This window comes from Streptomyces sp. NRRL F-2580, from assembly GCF_000720115.1.
Taxonomy (GTDB): domain Bacteria; phylum Actinomycetota; class Actinomycetes; order Streptomycetales; family Streptomycetaceae; genus Streptomyces.
On the sequence record NZ_JOIR01000011.1, the window covers coordinates 54,457 to 76,730 of the forward strand.

17 protein-coding genes are annotated in these 22,274 nt (G+C 73.2%); 7 read left to right on the forward strand and 10 right to left on the reverse strand.

What is annotated here, in order from left to right:
* Positions 1-6: 6 nt before the first annotated feature.
* From IF88_RS0113695 to IF88_RS0113725, 7 genes are all read right to left on the reverse strand, one after another.
* Complete coding sequence (locus tag IF88_RS0113695) at positions 7-1,002, reverse strand: N-acetylglucosamine kinase (protein ID WP_030710752.1); 996 nt, start codon at positions 1,000-1,002, stop codon at positions 7-9.
* Complete coding sequence (locus tag IF88_RS0113700) at positions 993-2,258, reverse strand: 6-phospho-beta-glucosidase (protein ID WP_030710753.1); 1,266 nt, start codon at positions 2,256-2,258, stop codon at positions 993-995. The genes IF88_RS0113695 and IF88_RS0113700 overlap by 10 nt, the downstream gene beginning before the upstream one ends.
* A gap of 5 nt (positions 2,259-2,263) precedes the next feature.
* Positions 2,264-3,103, reverse strand: coding sequence for a carbohydrate ABC transporter permease (locus IF88_RS0113705; RefSeq protein WP_030710755.1), 840 nt, complete (start codon positions 3,101-3,103; stop codon positions 2,264-2,266).
* On the reverse strand, positions 3,100-4,041 hold the full coding sequence (locus IF88_RS0113710; RefSeq protein WP_030710757.1) for a carbohydrate ABC transporter permease: 942 nt from the start codon (positions 4,039-4,041) through the stop codon (positions 3,100-3,102). Before IF88_RS0113710 ends, IF88_RS0113705 begins: the two co-directional genes overlap by 4 nt.
* A 15-nt stretch (positions 4,042-4,056) precedes the next feature.
* Positions 4,057-5,391: an ABC transporter substrate-binding protein gene (locus tag IF88_RS0113715; RefSeq protein WP_030710759.1), complete on the reverse strand. Its 1,335-nt coding sequence runs from the start codon at positions 5,389-5,391 to the stop codon at positions 4,057-4,059.
* A 68-nt stretch (positions 5,392-5,459) separates the two neighbouring features.
* Positions 5,460-6,713 (reverse strand): ROK family transcriptional regulator, encoded by a 1,254-nt coding sequence (locus IF88_RS0113720; RefSeq protein WP_030710761.1) that lies wholly within the window; start codon positions 6,711-6,713, stop codon positions 5,460-5,462.
* A gap of 136 nt (positions 6,714-6,849) precedes the next feature.
* Positions 6,850-7,932, reverse strand: a complete 1,083-nt coding sequence (locus IF88_RS0113725; protein ID WP_420710949.1) for a mechanosensitive ion channel family protein — start codon at positions 7,930-7,932, stop codon at positions 6,850-6,852.
* Between the two features lie 260 nt (positions 7,933-8,192).
* Here IF88_RS0113725 and IF88_RS0113730 point away from each other — a divergent pair, with 260 nt between their 5' ends.
* On the forward strand, positions 8,193-8,729 hold the full coding sequence (locus IF88_RS0113730) for an HNH endonuclease (protein ID WP_030710765.1): 537 nt from the start codon (positions 8,193-8,195) through the stop codon (positions 8,727-8,729).
* Positions 8,730-8,992: 263 nt separating this feature from the next.
* On the opposite strand, the gene IF88_RS0113735 is transcribed toward IF88_RS0113730, so the two are convergent.
* A complete protein-coding gene (locus IF88_RS0113735; RefSeq protein WP_030710767.1) occupies positions 8,993-12,016 on the reverse strand; it encodes a beta-N-acetylglucosaminidase domain-containing protein in 3,024 nt (1,007 codons plus the stop codon).
* A gap of 230 nt (positions 12,017-12,246) precedes the next feature.
* Between IF88_RS0113735 and IF88_RS0113740 the strand changes: the two genes are divergently transcribed.
* Entirely contained in the window at positions 12,247-14,241 is a 1,995-nt protein-coding gene (locus IF88_RS0113740; RefSeq protein ID WP_030710769.1) for a 4-alpha-glucanotransferase, read from the forward strand.
* Between the two features lie 20 nt (positions 14,242-14,261).
* A complete protein-coding gene (locus tag IF88_RS0113745) occupies positions 14,262-14,501 on the forward strand; it encodes a hypothetical protein (protein WP_030710771.1) in 240 nt (79 codons plus the stop codon).
* Between the two features lie 126 nt (positions 14,502-14,627).
* Here IF88_RS0113745 and IF88_RS0113750 read toward each other — a convergent pair whose 3' ends face one another.
* Positions 14,628-15,119 carry a MarR family winged helix-turn-helix transcriptional regulator gene (locus tag IF88_RS0113750; RefSeq protein ID WP_030710773.1) on the reverse strand — a complete coding sequence of 164 codons (492 nt, stop codon included), beginning with the start codon at positions 15,117-15,119 and terminating at the stop codon, positions 14,628-14,630.
* A 108-nt stretch (positions 15,120-15,227) separates the two neighbouring features.
* Here IF88_RS0113750 and IF88_RS0113755 point away from each other — a divergent pair, with 108 nt between their 5' ends.
* From IF88_RS0113755 to IF88_RS0113770, 4 genes are read left to right on the forward strand one after another with little or no spacing between them, the layout of a single operon-like run.
* The gene (locus tag IF88_RS0113755) at positions 15,228-16,544 is read left to right on the forward strand and encodes an MFS transporter (protein ID WP_051836837.1); all 1,317 of its coding nucleotides are present in this window, start codon (positions 15,228-15,230) and stop codon (positions 16,542-16,544) included.
* 49 nt (positions 16,545-16,593) lie between these two features.
* A complete protein-coding gene (locus IF88_RS0113760) occupies positions 16,594-17,526 on the forward strand; it encodes an EamA family transporter (protein WP_030710776.1) in 933 nt (310 codons plus the stop codon).
* Positions 17,527-17,567: 41 nt separating this feature from the next.
* Complete coding sequence (locus IF88_RS0113765; RefSeq protein ID WP_420710951.1) at positions 17,568-18,575, forward strand: DMT family transporter; 1,008 nt, start codon at positions 17,568-17,570, stop codon at positions 18,573-18,575.
* Positions 18,576-18,585: 10 nt separating this feature from the next.
* The gene (locus IF88_RS0113770) at positions 18,586-19,485 is read left to right on the forward strand and encodes a LysR family transcriptional regulator (protein WP_030710778.1); all 900 of its coding nucleotides are present in this window, start codon (positions 18,586-18,588) and stop codon (positions 19,483-19,485) included.
* A gap of 177 nt (positions 19,486-19,662) precedes the next feature.
* Here IF88_RS0113770 and pepN read toward each other — a convergent pair whose 3' ends face one another.
* Positions 19,663-22,254, reverse strand: coding sequence for an aminopeptidase N (pepN, locus tag IF88_RS0113775; protein ID WP_030710779.1), 2,592 nt, complete (start codon positions 22,252-22,254; stop codon positions 19,663-19,665).
* Between the last annotated feature and the right edge of the window lie 20 nt (positions 22,255-22,274).

The following is a 22,274-nucleotide window of genomic DNA, read 5'->3' on the forward strand; positions in this document are numbered from 1 at the left end:
GCGGGTTCACCCGAAGTGGGCACGGAGTTTTCCGTAGGCGAGGGGTGGGGAGCCGAGGGCGTCGAGGCCCAGGAGGGCGGCGCCCAGGACCGGGCGGGCCGTGACCACGTGGATGCGGGCGTGCGGAGCGCGTTCGGCGAGGCGCTCCGTGATCCGGTCGTTCAGCTGAGGGTGCCGGGCCGCCAGGACGCTGCCGCCCAGGACCACCGGCACCTCCTCGCGCAGCAGGCCCAGGCGGCCCAGGGCCACCGAGGCCATGGCCACGATCTCGTCCGCCTGCCGGTGCACCAGCGAGAGGGCGACCGGGTCCCCGGCGGCGGCCACCGCGAACAGCACCGGGGTCAGCTCGTGCCGCCGCCCCGCCGGGATCCGGCCCAGGTGCAGCGCCTCGATCAGCGCGGCCATCGAGTCGTGGCCCAGGTGCGCGGGCAGCGCCCGGGCCAGTTCCGTCGGCTCGCCCCGCCCGTCCTCGGCCCGGGCCGCGAACCACATGGCCTCCTCGGCCAGTCCGCCCCCGCCGCCCCAGTCGCCGGAGATCCGCCCGATCGCGGGGAAGCGGGCGGTCCGCCCGTCCGGGGTCATCCCGACGCAGTTGATGCCGGCCCCGCACACCACCGCGACGCCGCGCGGTTCGGCCCCCACGGGCAGGCCGGCGCGCAGCAGGGCGAAGGTGTCGTTGTGCACCTCCGTCACGCGCCCCCAGTTGCGTCGCTTGATCTCGCGCGCCAGCTGCCACTCCTCCAGCGGGAAGTCCGCGTTGGCCAGGCAGGCCGACACGTGTTCGGCGCAGGGCCCGAGGCCGCGGCCCTTCCGGTGGTCCAGCCCGGCGTCGGCCATCGCCTCGGCCAGTACGTCGACGGCCGCGGCCACCCCCGTAAGGGTCGGCTGGAAGCCGCCGGCCTGCCCGGAGCACAGCACCGAGCCGTCCGGGCCGAGCAGGGCCACGTCCGTCTTGCTGTTGCCCGCGTCGATCGCCAGGACGGAACAGAGGTTCACGCCCATGCCAGGTGCTCCTTGTTGTGCGCGAGGAGCCGGTCGGTCAGTCCCTCGGCCAGGTCGTACTGGCCGACCAGCGGGTGCGCGAGCAGGGCCTTGAAGACCCGCTCGCGCCCGCCGCGCAGCGCCGCGTCCAGCGCGAGGTCCTCGTACGCGGTCACGTGCGAGACCAGCCCGGCGTAGAGCGGGTCCAGCCGCGGGGCCGGCAGCGGCCGGGGGCCCGAGGCGTCGACGCGCGCCTGCACCTCGACGACCGCGTCGTCGGGGAGGAAGGGCAGGGTGCCGTTGTTGTACGTGTTGACGACCTGGAGGGCCGGGCCGCCGTCGCCCAGCAGCGAGGCGGCCAGGTCCACGGCGGCCTCCGAGTAGAAGGCGCCGCCCCGCTTGGCCAGCAGCGCCGGCTTCTCGTCCAGCGCGGGGTCCCCGTACAGGGCGAGCAGTTCCCGCTCCATCGCGGCGACTTCGGCGGCCCGCGAGGGCTTCGTGCCGAGTTCCCGTACGACCTCGTCGTGGGCGTAGAAGTAGCGGAGGTAGTACGAGGGCACGACGCCGAGCCGGTCCAGCACGGCCCGCGGCAGGCGCAGGTCCCCGGCGATCGCCTCCCCGTGCGCGGCGAGCAGGCCCGGCAGCAGGTCCTCGCCGTCCGGGCCGCCGCGGCGCACGCCCAGTTCCCAGGTGAGGTGGTTGAGGCCCACGTGGTCCAGGTGGATGTCGCCGGGGGCCAGGTCCAGCAGGGCCGCGAACTTGCGCTGGAGGCCGATGGCGACGTTGCACAGCCCGACGGCCTTGTGCCCGGCCTGCAGGAGGGCGCGGGTGACGATCCCGACCGGGTTGGTGAAGTCGATGATCCACGCGTCCGGGTTGGTCCGCCGGACCCGTTCGGCGATGTCGAGGACCACGGGGACCGTGCGCAGCGCCTTGGCGAGTCCGCCCGCGCCGGTGGTCTCCTGTCCGACGCAGCCGCATTCCAGGGGCCAGGTCTCGTCCTGGAGCCGGGAGGCCTGTCCGCCGATGCGCAGCTGGAGCAGGACGGCGTCGGCCCCGTCGACTCCCGCGTCGAGGTCGGCGGTGGTGGTGACCAGGCCCGGGTGTTCCTGCCGGGCGAGGATCCGCCGGGCGAGGCCGCCGATGAGTTCGAGGCGGTCGGTGGCCGGGTCGATCAGGACGAGTTCGGTGACCGGCAGGGTGTCGTGCAGCCGTGCGAAGCCGTCGATCAGTTCGGGGGTGTAGGTGGAACCACCGCCCACCACTGCGAGTTTCATTGCCGTCAGCCTTTCACGCCGGTCAGGGTGACTCCCTCGACGAACGCCTTCTGGGCGAAGAAGAAGAGGACGATCACCGGGGCCATGACCAGCACGGTCGCGGCCATGGTCAGGTTCCAGTTGGTGTGGTGCGCGCCCTTGAAGGACTCCAGTCCGTAACTGAGGGTCCAGGCGGCCGGGTTGTCGGAGGCGTAGATCTGCGGGCCGAAGTAGTCGTTCCAGGCGCAGAAGAACTGGAAGAGCGCGACGGCGGCGATTGCGGGCTTGGCCATCGGCAGCACCACGCGCAGCAGGGTGCGCACTTCGCCGCAGCCGTCGACGCGGGCCGCGTCCAGGTACTCGTCGGGGATGGTCAGCAGGAACTGGCGGAGCAGGAAGATGGAGAAGGCGTCGCCGAAGGCCATCGGGACGATCAGCGGCCACAGGGTGCCGGACAGGTCGAGCTGTTTGGCCCAGAAGAGGTACATGGGGATGACGACCACCTGCGGCGGCAGCATCATCATGGCGATCACGAGCAGCAGCGAGAGCCGCCGCCCGCGGAAGCGGAACTTGGCCAGGGCGTAGGCGACGGGCACGGAGGAGACCACGGTCAACAGGGTGCCGAGTCCGGCGTACAGCAGGGTGTTGCGCCACCAGGTCAGGAAGCCGGGCGTGTTCCACACCGTGGCGTAGTTGTCCCATTCCCAGGTGTCGGGCCACAGGTCGCGGGTGAGTGCCTGGCGGTCGCCCATCAGGGAGGTGAGCAGGATGAAGACGAAGGGGAGGACGAAGAAGAGGGCCGCGGCCACGCCGAGCGCGTGGACGCCGATCCAGTGCAGTACGGCCTTGCGTGCGTGCGCGTTCACTCGCCTGCTCCGATCAGTCCGCCACGGCGCCGCATCAGGAGCGCGGTGAAGGTCATGGAGAGGGCGAACAGGACGAGCGCGACGACACACGCCGTGCCGTAGTCGAAGCGCTGGAATCCGAGGTTGTAGACGAGCTGCGGCAGGGTGAGGGTGGACTTGTCGGGGTAGCCCGGTTCGAACTGCTGGCCGGAGCCGCCGATCACCCCGGCCGCGACCTTGCCCGCGACCAGCGGCTGGGCGTAGTACTGCATGGCCTGGATGACGCCGGTGACCACGGCGAAGGCGATGATCGGCGAGATGTTGGGCAGGGTGATGTGCCGGAACCGCGCCCAGGCCCCGGCGCCGTCGAGCTCGGCGGCTTCGTACTGCTCCTTCGGTACGTCGAGCAGTGCGGCCATGAAGATGACCATGAGGTCGCCCACCCCCCACAGGGCGAGGGCGGTGAGCGCGGGCTTGGACCAGTCGGCGTCGGTGAACCAGCCCGGGGTGGGCAGCCCCACGGCGTCGAGCAGGGTGTTGGCGGGGCCGGTGCCGGGGTTGAGCAGGAAGACGAAGGCCAGGGTCGCGGCGACGGGCGGGGCCAGGTAGGGCAGGTAGAACAGGGTCCGGAAGATCCCGACCCCCGTCTTGATCTTCGTGACGAGCAGGCCGACGCCGAGGCCGAAGACGACCCGGCAGGTCACCATCACCACCACGAGCCACAGGGTGTTGCGCATCGCGGGCCAGAAGAGCGGATAGTCGGTGAAGACGTAGCTCCAGTTGTCCGTGCCGTTGAGGGCGGGCGGGCGGAAGCCGTCGTACTTCGTGAAGGAGAAGTACAGGGTGGACAGCAGGGGGTAGGCGAAGAAGACCGCGAACCCGATGAGCCAGGGGGACATGAAGGCCGCGGTCCGCAGGGCGGAGCGGCGGCGCTTCGAGCGCAGCGTGGGGGTGGTCAGCCGGGTCATCCGGGGCTACTTCGCCTTCGCGATGTCCGTGTCGATCTGCTGGTCGGCCCTGGCGAGGCCGGCCGGGATGTCGGTGACGTCGCCCTTCTCGACCGCGTACGCGAAGTCCTGGAAGGTCAGCTGGTAGGTGCCGCCGTCGGCCTGGGCCGGGGTGGTGCCGGACTTCGGGTGCCGGGCGATGTCGAGGAAGGTCTTGAACTCCGGGGTCACCTGGAGGCTCGGGGACTCCAGGGCGGCCAGGGTGGACGGCACGTTGTGGATGGCGTTGGCGAAGGCCACGACCGCCTCGGTGTCGGTGGTCATGTACTTGACCAGTTCCCAGGCGGCGTTCTGCTTCTTGCTGCCGGCGGCGATGCCCATGACCGTGCCGGAGAGGTAGCCCTTGCCGTAGTCGGCCGCCTGCTCGTCGGGTACGGGCAGCGGCGCGGTGCCGATCTCGAACGCGACCCCGGCCTCCTTGGCCATCGGGGCCCGCCATTCGCCGTCGATCTGCATGGCCACCTGGCCGGTGTGGAAGGGGTGTTCGGCGCTCCACTCGTCGCCGAAGGTGCTGCGGAACCGTTCCAGCTTCTCGTAGCCGCCGAGTTTGTCCACCAGGTCCTTCTGCGCGGTCAGCATCTTGACGAAGCCGGGGTCCTTGGCCAGGCCGGACTTGCCGTCCGCGCCGAAGTAGGCGGGGCTCCACTGCGCGGCGAGCCGCATGGGGGTGGTCTCGTAGCCGTGGAAGGTGGGCATCAGGCCGACCCGCTCGTACGAGTCCCCCTTGGGTTTGGTGAGTTTCTGCGCGACCTCGGTGAACTGGCTCCACGTCCTGGGGGGTTCGGTGATCCCGGCGGCCGCGAAGGCGGTCTTGTTGTAAACGAGGCCGTACGCGTCGTGCAGCAGGGGCAGCGTGCACTGGTTGCCGTCGAACTGGGTGTACTCCAGCAGGGTCTTGGGGAAGACCTTCGTCTTGTCGACCCCGGACTTCCGCAGGAAGGGGTTGAGGTCGGCGAAGGCGCGGGAGTTGCAGAACTTGCCGACGCTGTCGGTGGTGAAGGAGGACACCACGTCGGGGGCCTTGTCCCCGCCCGCGCGCAGGGCCTGGTTGATCTTGTCGTCGGTCATGTTGCCGGTGACCTTGACCTTGATGTTCGGGTGCGCCTGCTCGAAGCGGGCGATGTTGTCCTCGATCGCCTTGGCCTCGCTCGGTGCGGACCAGCCGTGCCAGAAGGTGAGGGTGACGTCCGCCTTCGGGTCGTCGGAGGCGGTGTCGGCGCCCTGGCCGGTACAGGCCGTGGCGAGTGCGGATATCGCGACGAGGAGGGCTGCTGCGGTGGTCAGGCGTCCGGTTCCGGGCATGGCGGGGCTCGCTCTCTGCGGGAGACGAAACTTCCGGTGGGGGTGGGGGGGGGGGCGGACGGGGCGGTTCAGCGGGAGGTGTCGAACACTTCGTCCCGGGTGGCGGCCAGCGCGCTCTCCAGCGCGCCGTGCAGGACCGGCCGTTCCCGTACCTCGCCGGGGACCAGCCGGGGCCGGGAGGGGGCCAGTTCGGCGAGCTCGGCCTCCAGCAGCGCGCGCAGCGGTTCGCCGCCCGCGCTGATCGCGGCCCCGGACAGGACCACGATCTCCGGGTCCAGCACGGCGACGAGGGAGGCCAGACCGGTGGCGAGCGCGGTGGCGTACGACTGGAGGAAGCTCAGGTGCGCGCCCTCGGGCGCGGCCGCGGCCTGCCCGAGCAGGGCGACGGCGGCGGCGACCTCCGGGCTGTGCGGGGTGCCAGGGCCGTGCGGGGTGTCCGGGCCGTGCGGGCTGTCGGCGGCGGGCCCGGGTGCGGCCGCCATGCCCAGTTCCGCGGCGAGCCGGGGCAGTCCCTCCACGCCGGCCAGCTCCTGGTAGCCGCCGGAGTTGGCCCGGGTGACCTGCCGAACCAGGGGGCGGCCGGGAACGGGCAGGAAGCCCACCTCGCCCGCGCCGCCGGTCCAGCCGCGGTGCAGCCGGCCGCCGAGCACCAGGGCGGCGCCGAGGCCCTCCTCGTTCCAGAGCAGGACGAAGTCCTCGTGGCCGCGGGCCGCGCCGAGGCGCTGTTCGGCGACGGCGGCGAGGTTGACGTCGTTCTCGTACTCCACGGGCATCGGCAGGGCCGCCGCCAGGTCGTCGAGCAGGGTGGGGGAGTGCCAGCCGGGCAGGTGGCTGGCGTAACGCAGCCGGCCGGTCTGCGGGTCGAAGGCGCCCGGGGTGGCGATGACCACCCGGTGCAGGTCGGAGCGGTGCAGACCGGCGGCCTTGACGGCCCCGCCGAGGGCCTCGGTCACCTGGTCCACGGCTTGGGCGCCCTCGGTGTACGGGACCTCGTGGGAGGCGATCACCGTGCCGGTGAGGTCGGCCACGGCCGCCAGTACGCGCCCCGGGGTGACGTCGAGTCCGCCGACGTACGCGGCCCGGGGGTTGAGCGAGTACAGCTGGGCGCTGGGGCCGGGGCGGCCGCCGTCGGTGCCGGTGGCCAGGACGAGACCGGCGGTTTCCAGGCGGGCCAGCAGCTGGGAGGCGGTGGGTTTGGACAGTCCGGTCAGGTGCCCGATGCGGGTCCGCGAGAGCGGGCCGTGCGTCAGCAGGAGTTCGAGCGCGGCCCGGTCGTTCATGGCGCGCAGCAGACTGGGCGTTCCGGGCGTGGAGGCGGGCATGGAGCGGTCTCTCCCTCACCGAGGCGATCTGTTAGGTAAGTTTCCTATCACCGTTTGACCCGTGTCAATGCCGCTGCCCCGCAGGTCATTCGCGAATGACCTGCGGGGCAGCGGGGACGGAACGGTGCCGGAGCGGTTACTTGGTGATCCGCGGGCCGACCGGCGGCGGGATGGGGGCCGTGGCCAGCGACTGCGGGGAGGCCGGGTTCGCCAGTGCGGACGGCGCGGCGACGGAGGCCGACGGGTCCGCCGGGGCCTCTTCCTCCTCGTCCCCGGCCGGCAGGCCGCCGATGATCCGGATGCCCGCGGCGTCGAAGGCCTCCTTGATCCGCCAGCGCAGCTCCCGCTCCACGGCGAACTGCTGGCCCGGCATGGTCTTCGCCGACACCTTCACCGTCATCGAGGCGAGCAGCACCTCGTCCAGGCCGAGGACCTCCACCGGACCCCACAGGCGCTCGTCCCACGGAGACTCCTTCGCCAGGGTGTCGGCGACCTGCCGGACCACCTCGCGGATCCGCGACAGGTTCTCCGAGGGCTTGACCTGGACGGCCACGCCCGCGGTCGCCCAGCCCTGGCTGAGGTTGCCGATCCGCTTGATCTCGCCGTTGCGCACGTACCAGATCTCGCCGTTGTCCCCGCGCAGCTTGGTCACGCGCAGCCCGACCTCGATGACCTCGCCCGAGGCCACGCCCGCGTCGATCTTGTCGCCGACGCCGTACTGGTCCTCCATGATCATGAAGACGCCGGAGAGGAAGTCCGTGACCAGGTTCCGGGCGCCGAAACCGATGGCCACACCGGCCACACCGGCACTCGCCAGGAGCGGGGCCAGATCGATCTTCAGCGCGGCCAGGACCATCAGCGCGGCCGTGCCGAGGATCAGGAACGAGGCCACCGAACGCAGGACAGAGCCGATCGCCTCCGAACGCTGGCGCCGCCGCTCCGCATTGACCAGCAGCCCGCCGAGCGCGGTGCCCTCGACCGCCTCCGCGCTGGTGTTCATCCGGTTGATGAGCTTGGTCAGCGCCTTGCGGACCGCCGAGCGTATGACCGCGGCGATCACCACGATCAGCAGGATCCGCAGGCCGATGCTCAGCCAGGTGGCCCAGTTCTGCTCGATGAAGCTCGCGGCCTCGGTGACGCTGGCCTGCGCCTCCTTGACCGAGGCGGGCGCGTCCGGAACGTCGGCTGCCAACGGCAGCAGAGCGGCGGGCCAGGGCACGACGGGAACCTCCAGGTGTAGCGGTCTGCCCGCGGAACGGGTTGTAGGGGCAGACCAACCACACTAACGGGGCAATCCCTTCAGCTTGGTGCCGTGTTCGAGGGAGAGACCAGACTCACCTGGGGATGACTGACTGTGGTTGAAAACACCTCGGACCCGTTACGGGCGCGTGGTGGCGCTTCGACCAGCCGTAAGGAGAGACTGGAGAGCAGATCGTCCCGGCGCGAGCCACGCGCCGCCGGCGTACAAGGAGGCAGTCCGTGCCGCACGTCCTGGTCCTCAATGCGTCGTACGAGCCCCTCGGCGTCGTACCGCTCCGCCGCGCGCTCGTCCTCGTCCTGGAGAACAAAGCGGTCTCCCTGGAGGAATCCGGCGCCTATCTGCACAGCGCGACGAGGGCCGTCCCCGCTCCCAGCGTGGTACGGCTCAAGCGCTTCGTGCGGGTCCCCTACCGGGGGCCCGTTCCACTCACCCGGCGCGCCCTGTTCGCGCGGGACGGCGGCCGCTGCATGTACTGCGGGGCCGTCGCCACCAGCGTCGACCACGTCATCCCGCGCAGCCGGGGCGGACAGCACGCGTGGGACAACGTCGTCGCCGCGTGCCGGCGCTGCAACCACGTCAAGGCGGACCGGCACCTGCTGGAACTCGGCTGGCGCCTGCGCCACCAGCCGGCGCCGCCGTCCGGGCTGGCGTGGCGGATCATCGGGACGGGGCACCGGGATCCCCGCTGGATGCCGTACCTCCAGCCGTACGGGGCCGAGGACGCGCTGGAGCGCATCGGGGTCGCGGCGTCGTAGCCGGCCATTGCGGGGGGCTTCGCAGCCAGACCGTGCCGGGTTGCGCCCGTAGGCCGGACGCGGCCCGGCTTCCTGGGGCTCCGCCCCAGACCCCGCTGCTCAATCGCCGGAGGGGCTGGGTTTGTCCGGCCTCAGCCCGCTGAAAGATCAGCCCCGCCGGCGTTTGAGGCGCGGGGGTTCGGGGGCTGGCCCCCGCGGCGGCGCCGCACTCGGGCGCAAGCGCGGTCCGGCCCCGGCAGACGGCGTGACCGGCCCGGCCAGGGCTACGGCGTGACCGCGTACGCCTCCGCCGACCACAGGGAGCAGCCGTAGCGGGTGGCGCGGCGGTCGCACGTGATGCGGAGGAAGCGGGTGTCGGGCGCGTCCAGGCGCAGGGATTCGCGACCGCCCCCGGACGCCGCGACCGTGGCGGCCGGGCGCCAGGTGACCCCGTCCGCCGAGGTCTCCACCCGGTAGGCGGACGGGTACGCGTCCTGCCAGTGCAGCTCCAGCCGGCCGATCCGGGCCGGGGCGGGGAGCTGCGCCTGCCACCAGGCTCCGTCCACCGGCGGTGAGGACCAGCGGGTGGTCGCGGAGCCGTCCACGGCCGCCGAGGCCGGGAAGGCGCGGCTCTCGTCCGCCGAGGAGGTGGCCCGCGCGGTGCGCAGCAGGTCCGGGCCGCCGGTGCGGGGCACGGCCCGCACCGTCAGGGTCCGGGTCTCGCCGCCGAAGGTCACCGGGACCTCGTAGCTGCCGGGCGCGGTGCCCGGTGCCACCACGACCTCCAGCGGGATGGACACCTGCCCGCCGCGCGGCACCACCGCGACCCCCGGCAGGCGGACCTCGATGCCCGCCGGCGGCCGCGCCGTCAGCGGTCCGCGCACCTCGGCGGGGCCCGGCGCGGACAGCTGCGCCGACACCCGCCCCGGGGCGCCGCCGATCTCGGCGTCGGTCGCGGCCCCGTCCGCCAGCTCGAAGCGGGCCCGCGGGCCGTCCCCGAACCACGGCACCACCCGGTGCACCGTGGGCGCGGTGCCCGTTCCGGCCCAGGACAGCCGAACCGCGTCCGCGCTCAGCCCGGCCGTGTCCACCTGGGTCCAGCCTGAGGCCGCGGCGTCGGCGAGCTTGCGCCAGCCCTCGCCCGGTACGTGCGCCTCCACCGCCGCGCCCCGCGCCCCCGCCGGGAACGGCTCCGTCATCACCGTCACCGCCGACAGCGGGCGCGCGGCGTCCAGCCGGACCGTCCAGGACTCCGGCTCCTTCGTCACCGTGCCCGTGGTGCGGGCGGCTCCGGTCCAGGCGTCCGCCTCCGCCGCCGCCTTCTTCAGGAAGGGCTCCAGGACGGCCTCGTCCACCCGGGCGGTCCCCGGTTCCGCCAGCGCCTCGCGGACCTCGGCCAGGGCCAGGGAGGCCTGCCAGGCGGCGGCCCCGTCCCCGCGGGCCTGCGCCTGGAGGACGTCCACGGCCAGTTCGCCGGCCGTTCCGTAGCGCGCCAGCCGCTCCAGCCAGGGCCCCGCCTCGTCCGACAGGACCGGCAGTCGGCCGGGGGCCTCGCGCAGGACCGTGAACGCCTTGCGCAGCTCGGCCCCGGCCGCCGGATCGCCCGCGGCGCGGGCCTTCCAGAACTGCTCGACCAGCGGCTTCAGATACGCCGACTCCTCCTGCTTCAGCCCCGACGACGCGGTGTTCCCGGCGAGGGCCGCCACCGCCGCGCGCTCCCGCGGGTCGGAGCCCGCGAGATCGCGCACCGCCGCCTGCCAGGACTCGCCGGCCCGGTAGCCGCGCGGGTTCCAGGCGAAGTCCGCCGCCGTGAAGAGCGGGATCCGCGACAGGATGGGCTGCTGCATCGCGTTGGCCAGCAGCGCCGCCGAGCCGCCCGCCACCGCGGGATCGCGGCCCGCGTACGGGCCGAGGAAGATGCGGCCCGGATCCCAGTCGTTGACCGGGTAGTTGTCCATGGTGACCAGGGGCTGCTGCCCCATGGCGGAGCGCGCCCCGGCCAGTTCCCTGCCGGTGATCGTGCGCGGCACCACGCCGACGCCCGTCCAGGCCACCTCCACCCGCGCGTCCAGCGCGCCCGCGAGGGCCGTCCGGTAGGAGGTGGAGCCCTCCTGGTAGTACTCCGTCGGCAGCAGCGACAGGGCGGGCGCGCCCGGATACCTCGCGGCCAGGTGCGCGGCCAGCTCGTTCGCGACCTCCGCGTGCGCCTTCGCGGCCGCCGCCGGGCCCTTCCCGTACCGCTCCCGGTCCGCGCGGCAGCCCCATTCCGAGTAGCTGACGTCCTGGAACTGCACCTGGAAGGCGCGGAAGCCGAGGTCCCACATCGAGTCCAGCTTGCGTGCGAGCGCCGCCCGGTCGGCGGCCGAGGACAGGCACATCGACTGGCCGGGGGTGACCGCCCACGCCAGGACCACCCGGTTGGCGCGGGCCCGTTCGGCCAGCGCGCGGAACTCCTCCTGCTGCGCCTGCGGGTAGTCCGTGCGCCAGCCCGTCGTCCGGTACTGGTCGTCCCCGGGCGCGAGCAGCAGCCGGTTCTGCTTGGTGCGGCCCATGAAGTCCAGCTGGGCGAGGCGCTGTTCGTTGGTCCACGGCTGCCCGTAGAAGCCCTCGGTGATCCCGCGCACCGGCGCGATCGGCCAGTCCCGCACCAGTACCCCGGGCACCTTCCCGCCGCCCGCCGCGAGCAGCTGGCGCAGCGTCTGCGCCGCGTGGAACAGCCCCGCGTCCCCTACGCCGGCGAGCGCGACCGTGTCCCGGCCGCCGGGCCGCCCCACCGCCAGCCGGTAGCCCCCGTCCGGCAGGTCCTTCGCCGCGGCAGCGCCCAGCGCCCGCAGCGCCTGCTCGGCACCCGCGTCGTCGAGCCGCACGACGGTGCCCCGCTCGGGCACCGGCGCCCCAGGGGCGGGTTCGTGCAGGGTCTTCACGCCCGCCTTGCGCAGGGCATCGCGTACCACCTGGAGCGCGTACGGATCGGTGTCGGCCGGCGCCACCAGTACGGCCTCCGCGCCCAGCGGAACCTCGCGCGCCGGATCGGCGGTCATCGACTGCGGCCGGGGCCACACGGCGGGTCCCTCGGAGGCGGCCCGGGGGGTGTCGGCGCCGGGGTCGAGTACGGGCCCGAGGGCGCCGTTGGCACCGGCCGCGGCGCCTGCCGCGGCGGCGCCGCCGCCCGGTGCGGTGGTCGGCGCGTCCGGGACGGAGGGCGCCGTCAGGGTGCCGGGCGGCGCGGCGGCCACGGCGCCGCCGAGCAGCGACCCGATCACCGCGATGGCGGCGGCCGTCGACCGTTTCCTGCCCCTGAGCTGCACCGAGCCTCCTCGTCCTGAGACGTCCCCACTCGCACGAATGAGCCCGAGCCCACCACTCGTGCGGCTGGGGTGTCAATGCGGGTGGGTGATCTGACCCGGATATGACAGGAATGCGGTCCCTCCGAGTGGGTATGGCTGGCGTGTTCCCCCGCGGCGTCCCGCCCTTCTGCACCACGCTTCTGACTCACCCTCAAGCCCTCGTGCCCGCACGCAAGAAGGAGCACCCGTTGATGGACGACCTGGCCCGGCTCGCTGCCCTGTACGGCATCGCCACCGCCTACCAGCCCGCCGCGAACGTGACCGTCCAGGTGCCGGAGAGCACCGTCAAGGCCGTCCTCGGCCTGCTCGGGGTGGTCACGGACGACGCCGAGAGCATCCGGGTGTCCGCCGAGGAGGAATCACGCGAGACGGCCCTGCGGCTCCTGCCGCCGACGGTGGTGCTCTGGCAGGGGGAGCCCGTGCCGCCGCGGCCCGCCGCCCTCCCGCCGGGCACCCGGGTCCGCGTGCTGGCCGAGGAGACGGGGGAGGAGCTCGCGTGGGGCCCCGGGCTGCCGCTGGGCGTCCACCGGCTCACCGCCCGGGCGTCCGACGGGCGGATCGCCGAGGCCACCCTGGTCGTGGCCCCGGCGCGGGCCCCGGCCGCGCCCGAGCGGGCCCACGGGCTGCTCGTCCAGCTCTACTCCCTGCTCTCCGAGCACTCCTGGGGCATGGGCGACCTCGGCGACCTCGCCGCGCTCGCCCGCTGGGCCGGCCGCACCCACGGCGCCGGCTTCATCCAGGTCAACCCGCTGCACGCGGCCGTACCCGGCACCCCGACCGACCCCTCCCCGTACCGGCCCTCCTCCCGGCGCTTCCCGGACCCGGTCCACCTGCGGATCGAGGACGTCCCGGAGTACGCCGACTGCCCCGACCGCGCGGCCCTCGCCGTACTCGCCGGGCAGGGCGCGCAGCTGCGCCGCGAGGTGCTGGAGAAGGGCGCGCACATCGACCGCGACGCCGTCTGGGCCCTCAAGCGGCAGGCCCTGGAGCTGCTGTACGCCGTCCCGCGCCCGCCCGGGCGCGAGGCCGCCTACCGGGCGTTCTGCGCCGAGCAGGGCGCACCGCTGGACGTGCACGCCGCCTGGTGCGCCGAACACGCGGGGGAGGACCCGAAGGAGCGCGGCGACTTCCACCGCTGGCTGGTCTGGCTGACGGACGGCCAGCTCGCCGCCGCCCAGCGGGCCGCCCGGGAGGCGGGCATGGCGGTCGGCATCGTGCACGACCTGGCCGTCGGGGTGCACCCGCAGGGCTCCGACGTGTTCGGTTCGCCCTGCTACGCCCGGCACATCTCGGTCGGCGCCCCGCCGGACGCCTTCAACGCGCGCGGCCAGGACTGGGGGCTGCCGCCGTGGCGCCCCGACGTGCTGGCCGCCACCGCCTACGCCCCCTTCCGGTCCCTGCTGCGCGGGGTGTTCAGCTACGCGGGCGCGCTGCGGATCGACCACGTGATGGGCCTGTTCCGGCTGTGGTGGATCCCGGAGGGGACCACGCCCGCCGAGGGCACGTACGTGGGCTACGACGGCGAGGCCATGCTGGCGATCCTGGTCCTGGAGGCCCACCGGGCCGGCGCCCTGGTCATCGGCGAGGACCTCGGGACGGTGGAGCCCCGGGTCCGTCAGGAGCTGGCCCGGCGCGGAGTGCTCGGCACCTCGGTGCTCTGGTTCGAGCGGGACTGGGCCGGCACCGGCAGCCCGCTCCCGCCGCACGCCTGGCGGGCCGACTGCCTGGCCACGGCCACCACCCACGACCTGCCGCCCACGGCCGCCAAACTCGCCGGCGCGCACGTGGAGCTGCGCGACCGGCTCGGCCTGCTGACCCGCCCGGCCGCGCAGGAGCGGGCCGAGGACGCCGCCGACACCGCGGAGTGGCTGGAGCTGCTGGACGGGCTCGGCCTGGAGACCAAGGGCGAGGAGGCCGCCGTACGGGCCCTGTACGAGTTCCTGCTGCGCACCCCGGCACGGCTGGTCGGTGTCTGGCTGCCGGACGCGGTGGGGGACCGGCGGCCGCAGAACCTGCCCGGCACCTGGGACCAGTACCCCAATTGGCGGCTTCCGGTCGCCGATGCCGAGGGGCGGCCGCTGACGCTGGAGGAACTGGTGGCCTCGCCCCGGGCGAACGCCCTGTTGGGGGCGCTGGCGGAGGGCGGGCGACCTCGTACGGCACCCCCGGGCGCGCGCCCCGTTTAGGTGTTCGCTACGTTTGCACCGTGGACAAGAAGAACGCTCTGCGCGCCGGCGCCGTCACGGCCGGAACGACGCTGATGATGCTGCTGATGACGTCTCCCGCCCTCGCGCTGACCCGCGACGACGGCGACGACCCGGGCCCGGGCCTGAGCATTGGCGAGACGCTCGGTCTGTACGTGGCCCTGCCGATCGTGCTGTTCCTGGTCATCGCGGGTCTCGTGATGGTCCTCGACAAGTCGGACAGGCCGCAGAAGCAGGCCTGAGCAGGTCCGGCCCCACGGGGCCGGGACCGCTGGACTTCCCGGGCGCCGGGGGTCCGCCCCGCCGATTCACCTCGGCCGTGCGGCGACCCCCGGCGCCTTGTCGTGTCCGCGGGTACGGCACATGGCTCAGATGCCGGCCAGTAGCTTGCGGAGCAGGCCGGTGAGTACGTCGACCTCCTCGTCGCTCAGCCCGGTCAGCGCGTCGCGCTGCACCTCCAGGCCGGCGGCGACCGCCTCGTCGATGAGCGCGAGGCCGCGGTCGGTGATCGTCACCTGGAGCCCCCGCCGGTCGTGCGGATCGGGCTTGCGGCCGAGCAGCCCGGCCTTCTCCAGCTTGTCCAGCCGCCCGGTCATGCCGCCCGTGGTGAGCATGAGCGTCGCCGAGAGCTGGCGGGGCGAGAGCGTGTACGGGGCGCCCGAACGGCGCAAGGTGGCGACGACGTCGAACTCCCCGCGCGAGATGCCGAAGCGCGAGTAGCACTCTTCCATCGCGTCGCCCATGGCCTTGGCGATCCGGTAGATGCGTCCGAAGACGGCCATGGGGGCCGTGTCCAAGTCGGGGCGCACGGCGAACCACTGGGCCGTTATCGCGTCGACGGCGTCCTTGTCGTCACTCATGAGTGCAGTATTCCGCTTCCCGGAGATCGTTCGCAAGAAAGTTGCTTGACGGAAAGTAGCTTAGCGGTAAGCTACTTACCAGCAACCGAATCTGGGGGAGAGGCCGTCATGGCAGTGTTCAGGAGCAAGGCAGCCACCACCGGGGAGGCGAAGGTCGCGGGGGAGCGGTCGCTTCTCCTCGGCATCGGCATCAGCGCGGTCGGGATCGGCATGTACGTCCCGTTCTCGCTGGTCTTCTTCCACCACGTCACCGGCCTCTCCCTCACCCTCGTCGGCCTGGTCATGACGGTCACCGGCCTGGCCGGGCTGGCGTTCATGCCGCTGGCCGGCTCGGCCGTCGACCGGTTCGGTGCCAAGAGGGTCAACCTGGTGCTCTACGGGATCCGGGCGCTCGGCTTCGCCCTCTACCCCTTCGCGAGCTCCCTGGCCGCCTTCGCGGCCGTCGCCCTCATCACCGCGCTCGCCGACCGCTCCTTCAGCGTCGTGCAGCAGTCCCTGATCGGCGAGGTGGCGCGGGGCGCCGCCCGCGACCGGCTCCAGGCCTCCACCCGGGCCCTGCAGAACGCCGGGATGGGCGCGGGCGCCCTGCTCGTCTCCGGCGTGCTGGCGCTGTGGGGCACGGGCGGGTTCACGTACACCGCCTGGGGCAACTCCCTCGCCTTCGCCCTCGCCGGACTGCTCGTCAGCCGGGTCCGCCCGGTCCGCGACGACGCGGCCGGCTCCGCGAGGCGGGCTCCCACCGGATACCGGATGGTCCTGCGCGACCGCCCCTTCCTCGGCCTCACCGCCGCCAACTTCCTCACCGCGCTGGGCTACTCCGCCCTCTCCGTCCTCTTCCCGCTCTACCTCTCCACCTGGCTGGCGGCCCCCGACTCCCTCACCGGAGCCGCCTTCACCGTCAACACCGTCCTGTGCGCCGGGATCGGCGTGCTGATCGCTGGCCGGGTCCGCCGCTCCGGTGCCCGCCGCACCCGCTCGGCCGCACTCGGCGCCCTGCTCTTCGCCGCCGCCTTCGTCGGACAGATCGTGCTCGGCACGCTGCGCCCCGGCCAGACCGTGACGCTGGTCGCCCTGCTGGCCATCGTCGTCGTCTACACCCTCGGCGAACTGGTGCACAGCCCCTCCGGCGGCGCCCTGTCGGTCTCCGCCGCCCCCGAGGCCGTCCGCGGCCGCTACCTGGCCACCTACCAGCTGTCCTACTCGCTGGCCGGCGCGCTCGCCCCCTCCCTCTTCACCGCCCTGCTCGCCGTCGACGGCCGCCTGCCCTGGGCCGTCCTCACCGTCGCCGCACTCGGCGCCGCCCTCGCACTGGTCCGGCTGGAGCCGCACCTGCCGGCCGGAGCCGTGCACTCCGAGCCGCCCGCCGCCGCCGTCCCCGGCGACGCAGCGGCCCCGGAGCGCCGGCCGGCCGCCGTCGTCGCCTGAACCACCCCGCCCGGTCCCGCCTTCCTCACCCGACAGGGAGCCTCCCGCCATGAAGCGTCTCGCCACCGTCGCCCTGACCGCCCTCGCCCCCATCTCCTGGGGCTCCACCTACGCCGTGGCCACCGAACTGCTGCCGCCCGACCGGCCGCTGTTCACCGGCGTCATGCGGGCCCTTCCCGCCGGCCTGCTGCTGACCGCCCTGGCCCGTACCCTGCCCAAGGGCGCGTGGTGGTGGAAGTCCGCCGTCCTCGGCACCCTCAACATCGGCGCCTTCTTCCCGCTCCTCTTCCTCTCCGCCTACCGGCTCCCCGGCGGCGTCGCGGCCGTACTGGGCGCCGTCGGCCCGCTGTTCGTCGTGGGACTCGCCGCCCTCGTCCTCGGGGAGCGGGCGAGCCTGCGCACCGTACTGGCCGCCGTCGTGGGGGCGTTGGGCGTGAGCATGGTCGTCCTGACCGCCGAGGCGAAGCTCGACCTCGTCGGCGTCATCGCCGGTGTGATCTCCTCCGCCTCCATGGGCGCCGGCACCGTCATGACCAAGCGCTGGGGCCGCCCCGAGGGCGTCGGCCCGCTGGCCATGACCGGCTGGCAGCTCACCGCCGGCGGGCTGTTCATCATCCCGGTGGCCGCCCTCGTCGAGGGAGCCCCGCCCGCGCTCGACGGGAGCGCCTTCCTCGGCTACGGCTACATGATGCTGATCAACACCGGGATCGCGTACTGGCTCTGGTTCCGCGGCATCGGCCGGCTCACCGCCACCTCGGTCACCCTGCTCGGCCCGCTCTCCCCGCTCACCGCCGCCGTCATCGGCTGGGCCGCGCTCGGCCAGGCGCTCTCGCCCGTACAGCTCGTCGGCATGGCGATCGCCTTCGGGGCCACCGTCGCCGGTCAGCTGGCGGCCGCCCGCACCCCCCAATCATTCAGTTCTCCTGAAAAGAACGATCAGAACATTTCGATGGACCTGATGGATGACGGGGTGCGACGGTAGGGCACACGCACCACCCGCCGACTCCGAGGAGCAGACCCACAGTGGCCGTCATGGACCGCGTCCGTACCGTCTCGCAGACCGAGCCCGGCAACACCGGCAGGAAGGGTGTCGCCGGGCTCGGCGTGCTCCTCGCGCTGCTCGCGACGGTCGTCTGGTCCGGCAGCTTCGTCGCCACCCGGGGAATGGCCGAGACCGTCCCGCCCGTCCAGGCCGTCTTCTGGCGCTGGATCATCGCCCTCGTCGCCGTCGCCCCCTTCGCCGCCCGCCAGGCGTGGCAGCAGCGCGCCCTGATCCGGCGGCACTTCGGCTACATCGCCCTCGCGTCGCTGTTCGGCGTCGCCCTCTACAACACCCTCGTGCACCAGGCCGGACTGACCACCTCCGCCTCCAACATGGGCATGATCATGGCCGCCTCGCCCGTCATCATGGCGCTCTACGCCCGCCTCGGCGGCGAACGGCTCGGCAAGCGGCGCACCTTCGGCATGCTGCTCGCCGCCTTCGGCGTGCTGCTGCTCGTCGGGGACGGCTCCCTCGGCTTCGACTTCGGCGCCGGCGACCTGTGGATGTTCGCCGCCGCCCTCTCGTTCGCCACGTACAGCGCCCTGCTCAAGCGCAAGCCCGCCGAACTGGGCGGACTGGCCTTCCTGATCACCACCTTCGTCCTCGGCGCGCTGATGCTGGCGCCCGTCTACGCCGTCTCCGTCTCCGTGCAGGGCGGCTTCGAGGTCACCACCGGGACGGTCGGACCGCTGCTGTACGTCGGGGTCTTCTCCTCGGCCGTCGCCTTCTTCGCCTGGAACAAGGCGATCACGATCATCGGGGCGGCCCGCGCCGGAGTCGTCTACTACCTCCAGCCGGTGTGCGTGGCGGGGCTCGGCTTCCTGCTCCTGGGCGAGCACACAGGACCGGCGCAACTGCTCTGCATGGCGTTGATCCTGGGCGGTGTGGGGCTGGGGAGCGTCGTGTCGGTGAGGCCGGATCAGCCCGCGGTGCCAGGCGTCGCGGGCCCGGCCTCACCGACACGACGCTCCCCCAGTGCGCGGCGGTAGGTTCGGGCCCATGATCGAGTGGGACATCAAGAAGCTGCGGATCCTGCGGGCCCTCGCCGAACAGGGGACCGTGACCGCGACGGCCGAGGCGCTGCACATGACGCCCTCGGCCGTTTCGCAGCAGCTGACGAACCTCGCCCGGCAGCTGGGGGTGACCCTGCTGGAGGCCGAGGGGCGGCGGGTCCGCCTCACCGACGCGGCCCACCTCGTACTGCGGCACGCGGAGGCGGTGTTCGCGCAGCTGGAGGCGGCCGACGCGGAGCTGGCCGGATATCTGGCCGGGGACGCGGGCGAGGTACGGGTCGGCGCCTTCTCCACGGCCGTGCCGGCGCTCGTGGTCCCGGCGGTGGCGGCCCTGCGCAAGACCCGTCCGGGGGTGGAGGTACGGGTCCGGGAGGCCGAGGCGGCGGAGTCGTACGAGCTCCTGTCGGCCGGGGGCGTGGACCTGGCCCTGTCGCTGGCCGCGCACGCGCCGACCGCGCGGGACGCCCGGTTCACCCGGGTGACGCTCCTGGAGGACCCGCTGGACGTGGCGCTCCCGCCGGGGCATCCGCTGGCGGGCGCGGCGGGGCTTCGGCTGGCGGACCTGTCCGGCGACCGGTGGATCTACGGGGGCAGCGGCCCTTGGTCGGAGATCACCCGCGGCGCGTGCGAGGCGGCGGGCTTCGTCCCGGAACAGGCGCACTCGGCGTCGGGGTGGACGGCGATCCTGGCGATGGTGGAGGCGGGGATGGGGGTGGCGCTGGTTCCGCGCATGGTGTCGAGCCGGGCGTCGGGCGTGGCGGTGCGGGTGCTGTCGCGGGACCGGCCGACGCGGCACGTGATCGCCGCGGTCCGGCGGGGCGCCGAGTCCGCGCCCGCGCTGTCCCACGTCCTGGCCGCGCTGCGCGCCGTCGCCTCCGCCCGCTGACCGCGGGTGGCCGCTGCGCGGAGCCGTCTCCCCGCCCCCTGCCCTCAAACGCCGGGCGGGCTGAGAGATCCAGCCCCGCCGGCGTTTGAGGCGCGGGGTCTGGGGCGGAGCCCCAGCAGGGTCGCCGCACCCGCGGGAGACGTTGCTTCCGCGGGTGCGGGCGGAGCCCGGGGGCCCTCAGACCTGAGCGGCAGCGGCAGCGGCGTCGGCCGCCTGGGCCTTCAGCGCCCGCTCGACGCCCGCGCGGGACTCCGAGACGAGGCGGCGCAGCGCGGCGTTCGGCTCGGCCGAGGTGAGCCACGCGTCCGTCGCGTCCAGCGTGTCCGCGGAGACCTGGAGCGTCGGGTACAGCCCCACCGCGATCTGCTGGGCGATCTCGTGGCTGCGGGTGTCCCAGACCTCCTTGACCGCCGCGAAGTACTTCGCGGTGTACGGGGCCAGCAGCTCGCGCTGGTCGGTCTGGACGAAGCCGCCGATCACGGCCTCCTGCACCGCGTTGGGGAGGTCCGCGGACTCCACCACCGAGGCCCACGCCTGAGCCTTGGCCTCGGCCGTCGGGCGGGCCGCCCGCGCGGTCGCCGCGTGGCGCTCACCGGCCGCGGTGGGGTCCCGCTCCAGCTCCGCCGCGATGGCCCCCTCCTCGGCGATGCCCGTCGCGGCGAGCCGCTCCAGGAACGTCCAGCGCAGCTCGGTGTCGACGGCCAGGCCCTCGATCTCCGCCGCGCCGTCGAGCAGTGCCGACAGGTAGGTGAGCTGTCCCTCGGTGCGGGCCGTGGCCGCGAAGGCCCGGGCCCAGGCGAGCTGGTGGTCGCTGCCCGGCGCCGCGGCACGCAGGTGCTCCAGCGTGGCCTCGGTCCAGGCCGCCAGGCCCTGCTCCCGCCACGCCGGGTCGGCGTACAGGTCCACGGCCAGCTTCACCTGGCGGTGCAGCGACTGGACGACGCCGATGTCGGTCTCCTTGCCGATGCCCGAGAGGACCAGCGCGAGGTAGTCGCGGGTGGCGAGCTCGCCGTCCCGCGTCATGTCCCAGGCGGAGGCCCAGCACAGGGCGCGCGGCAGGGACTCCGCGAAATCCCCGATGTGCGCCGTGACCGTGGCGAGGGACTCCTCGTCGAGGCGGACCTTCGCGTACGACAGGTCGTCGTCGTTCAGCAGGACGACCGCCGGGCGGGCCCGTCCGGCGAGCTCCGGCACCGTGGTGAGCGCGCCCTCGATGTCCAGCTCGATCCGGTCGGTGCGCACGAGGGCGCCGTCCTGGAGCTCGTACAGGCCGACCGCGATGCGGTGCGGGCGCAGGGTGGGCTCGCCCTTGGCGCCGGCGGGCAGCGCGGGCGCCTCCTGGCGGATGCCGAAGGCGGTGATCAGGCCGTCCGCGTCGGTGGTGATCTCCGGGCGCAGGATGTTGATGCCGGCGGTCTCCAGCCACGCCTTCGACCAGGCGGTCAGGTCGCGGCCGGAGGTCTCCTCCAGGGCGCCCAGCAGGTCGGAGAGGCGCGTGTTCCCGAAGGCGTGCGCCTTGAAGTACGCCTGCACGCCCTTGAAGAAGGCGTCCTGGCCGACGTAGGCGACGAGCTGCTTGAGCACCGAGGCGCCCTTGGCGTACGTGATGCCGTCGAAGTTGACGAGGACGTCGTCCAGGTCACGGATGTCGGCCATGATCGGGTGCGTGGAGGGCAGCTGGTCCTGCCGGTACGCCCACGTTTTCATGGAGTTGGCGAAGGTGGTCCACGCGTGCGGCCACTTCGAGCCCTCGGCGTACGCCTGGCAGGCGATCGACGTGTAGGTGGCGAACGACTCGTTCAGCCACAGGTCGTTCCACCACTCCATGGTGACCAGGTCGCCGAACCACATGTGCGCGAGCTCGTGGAGGATCGTCTCCGCGCGCACCTCGTACGCCGCGTCCGTCACCTTCGAGCGGAAGACGTACTGGTCACGGATGGTGACCGCGCCCGCGTTCTCCATCGCGCCCGCGTTGAACTCCGGGACGAAGAGCTGGTCGTACTTGGCGAAGGGGTAGTCGTAGGCGAACTTCTCCTGGAACCAGTCGAAGCCCTGCCGGGTCACGTCGAAGATCGCGTCCGCGTCGAGGAACTCGGCGAGCGAGGGACGGCAGTAGATGCCGAGCGGTACGGACTGGCCGTCCTTGCCCTCGTACGAGCTGTGCACCGCGTGGTACGGGCCGACGATGAGCGCCGTGATGTACGTGGAGATGCGCGGGGTCGGCTCGAAGCGCCAGACGTTGTCCTTGACGTCGGCGGCCTCCGGCGTCGGGGAGTTCGAGATGACCGTCCAGCCCTCGGGAGCCGTCACGGTGAACTGGAACGTGGCCTTCAGGTCGGGCTGCTCGAAGCTGGCGAAGACCCGCCGCGCGTCCGGCACCTCGAACTGGGTGTAGAGGTAGGCCTGCTGGTCGACCGGGTCCACGAAGCGGTGCAGGCCCTCGCCGGTGTTGGTGTAGGCGCAGTCCGCGACGACCCGGAGCTCGTTGGCCCCGGCCGCCAGGTGGTCCAGGGCGATGCGGGAGTCCCGGAAGACCGCCGCGACGTCCAGCGACCTGCCGTTGAGGACGACCTCGTGCACGGCCGGTGCGACCAGGTCGATGAAGGTCTCGGCCCCGGCCTCGGCCGACTGGAAGCGCACGGTGGTCACGGACGGGTAGGTGCCACCTTCCTGCGCCCCGCTGAGATCGAGTTCGATCTCGTAGGAGTCGACGGTGAGCAGCTTTGCCCGCTGCTGAGCCTCTTCACGGGTGAGATTCGTGCCTGGCACGCGGTCATCTCCTTTGATGG

Excerpts from the sequence above, each read along its gene's own strand:
- IF88_RS0113740 (WP_030710769.1), top strand. The coding sequence starts at position 12,247 with ATGGACGACCTGGCCCGGCTCGCTGCCCTGTACGGCATCGCCACCGCC.
- IF88_RS0113700 (WP_030710753.1), bottom strand. The coding sequence starts at position 2,258 with ATGAAACTCGCAGTGGTGGGCGGTGGTTCCACCTACACCCCCGAACTG.
- IF88_RS0113715 (WP_030710759.1), bottom strand. The coding sequence starts at position 5,391 with ATGCCCGGAACCGGACGCCTGACCACCGCAGCAGCCCTCCTCGTCGCG.
- IF88_RS0113770 (WP_030710778.1), top strand. The coding sequence starts at position 18,586 with ATGATCGAGTGGGACATCAAGAAGCTGCGGATCCTGCGGGCCCTCGCC.
- IF88_RS0113755 (WP_051836837.1), top strand. The coding sequence starts at position 15,228 with ATGGCAGTGTTCAGGAGCAAGGCAGCCACCACCGGGGAGGCGAAGGTC.
- IF88_RS0113760 (WP_030710776.1), top strand. The coding sequence starts at position 16,594 with ATGAAGCGTCTCGCCACCGTCGCCCTGACCGCCCTCGCCCCCATCTCC.
- IF88_RS0113720 (WP_030710761.1), bottom strand. The coding sequence starts at position 6,713 with ATGCCCGCCTCCACGCCCGGAACGCCCAGTCTGCTGCGCGCCATGAAC.
- IF88_RS0113695 (WP_030710752.1), bottom strand. The coding sequence starts at position 1,002 with ATGGGCGTGAACCTCTGTTCCGTCCTGGCGATCGACGCGGGCAACAGC.
- IF88_RS0113750 (WP_030710773.1), bottom strand. The coding sequence starts at position 15,119 with ATGAGTGACGACAAGGACGCCGTCGACGCGATAACGGCCCAGTGGTTC.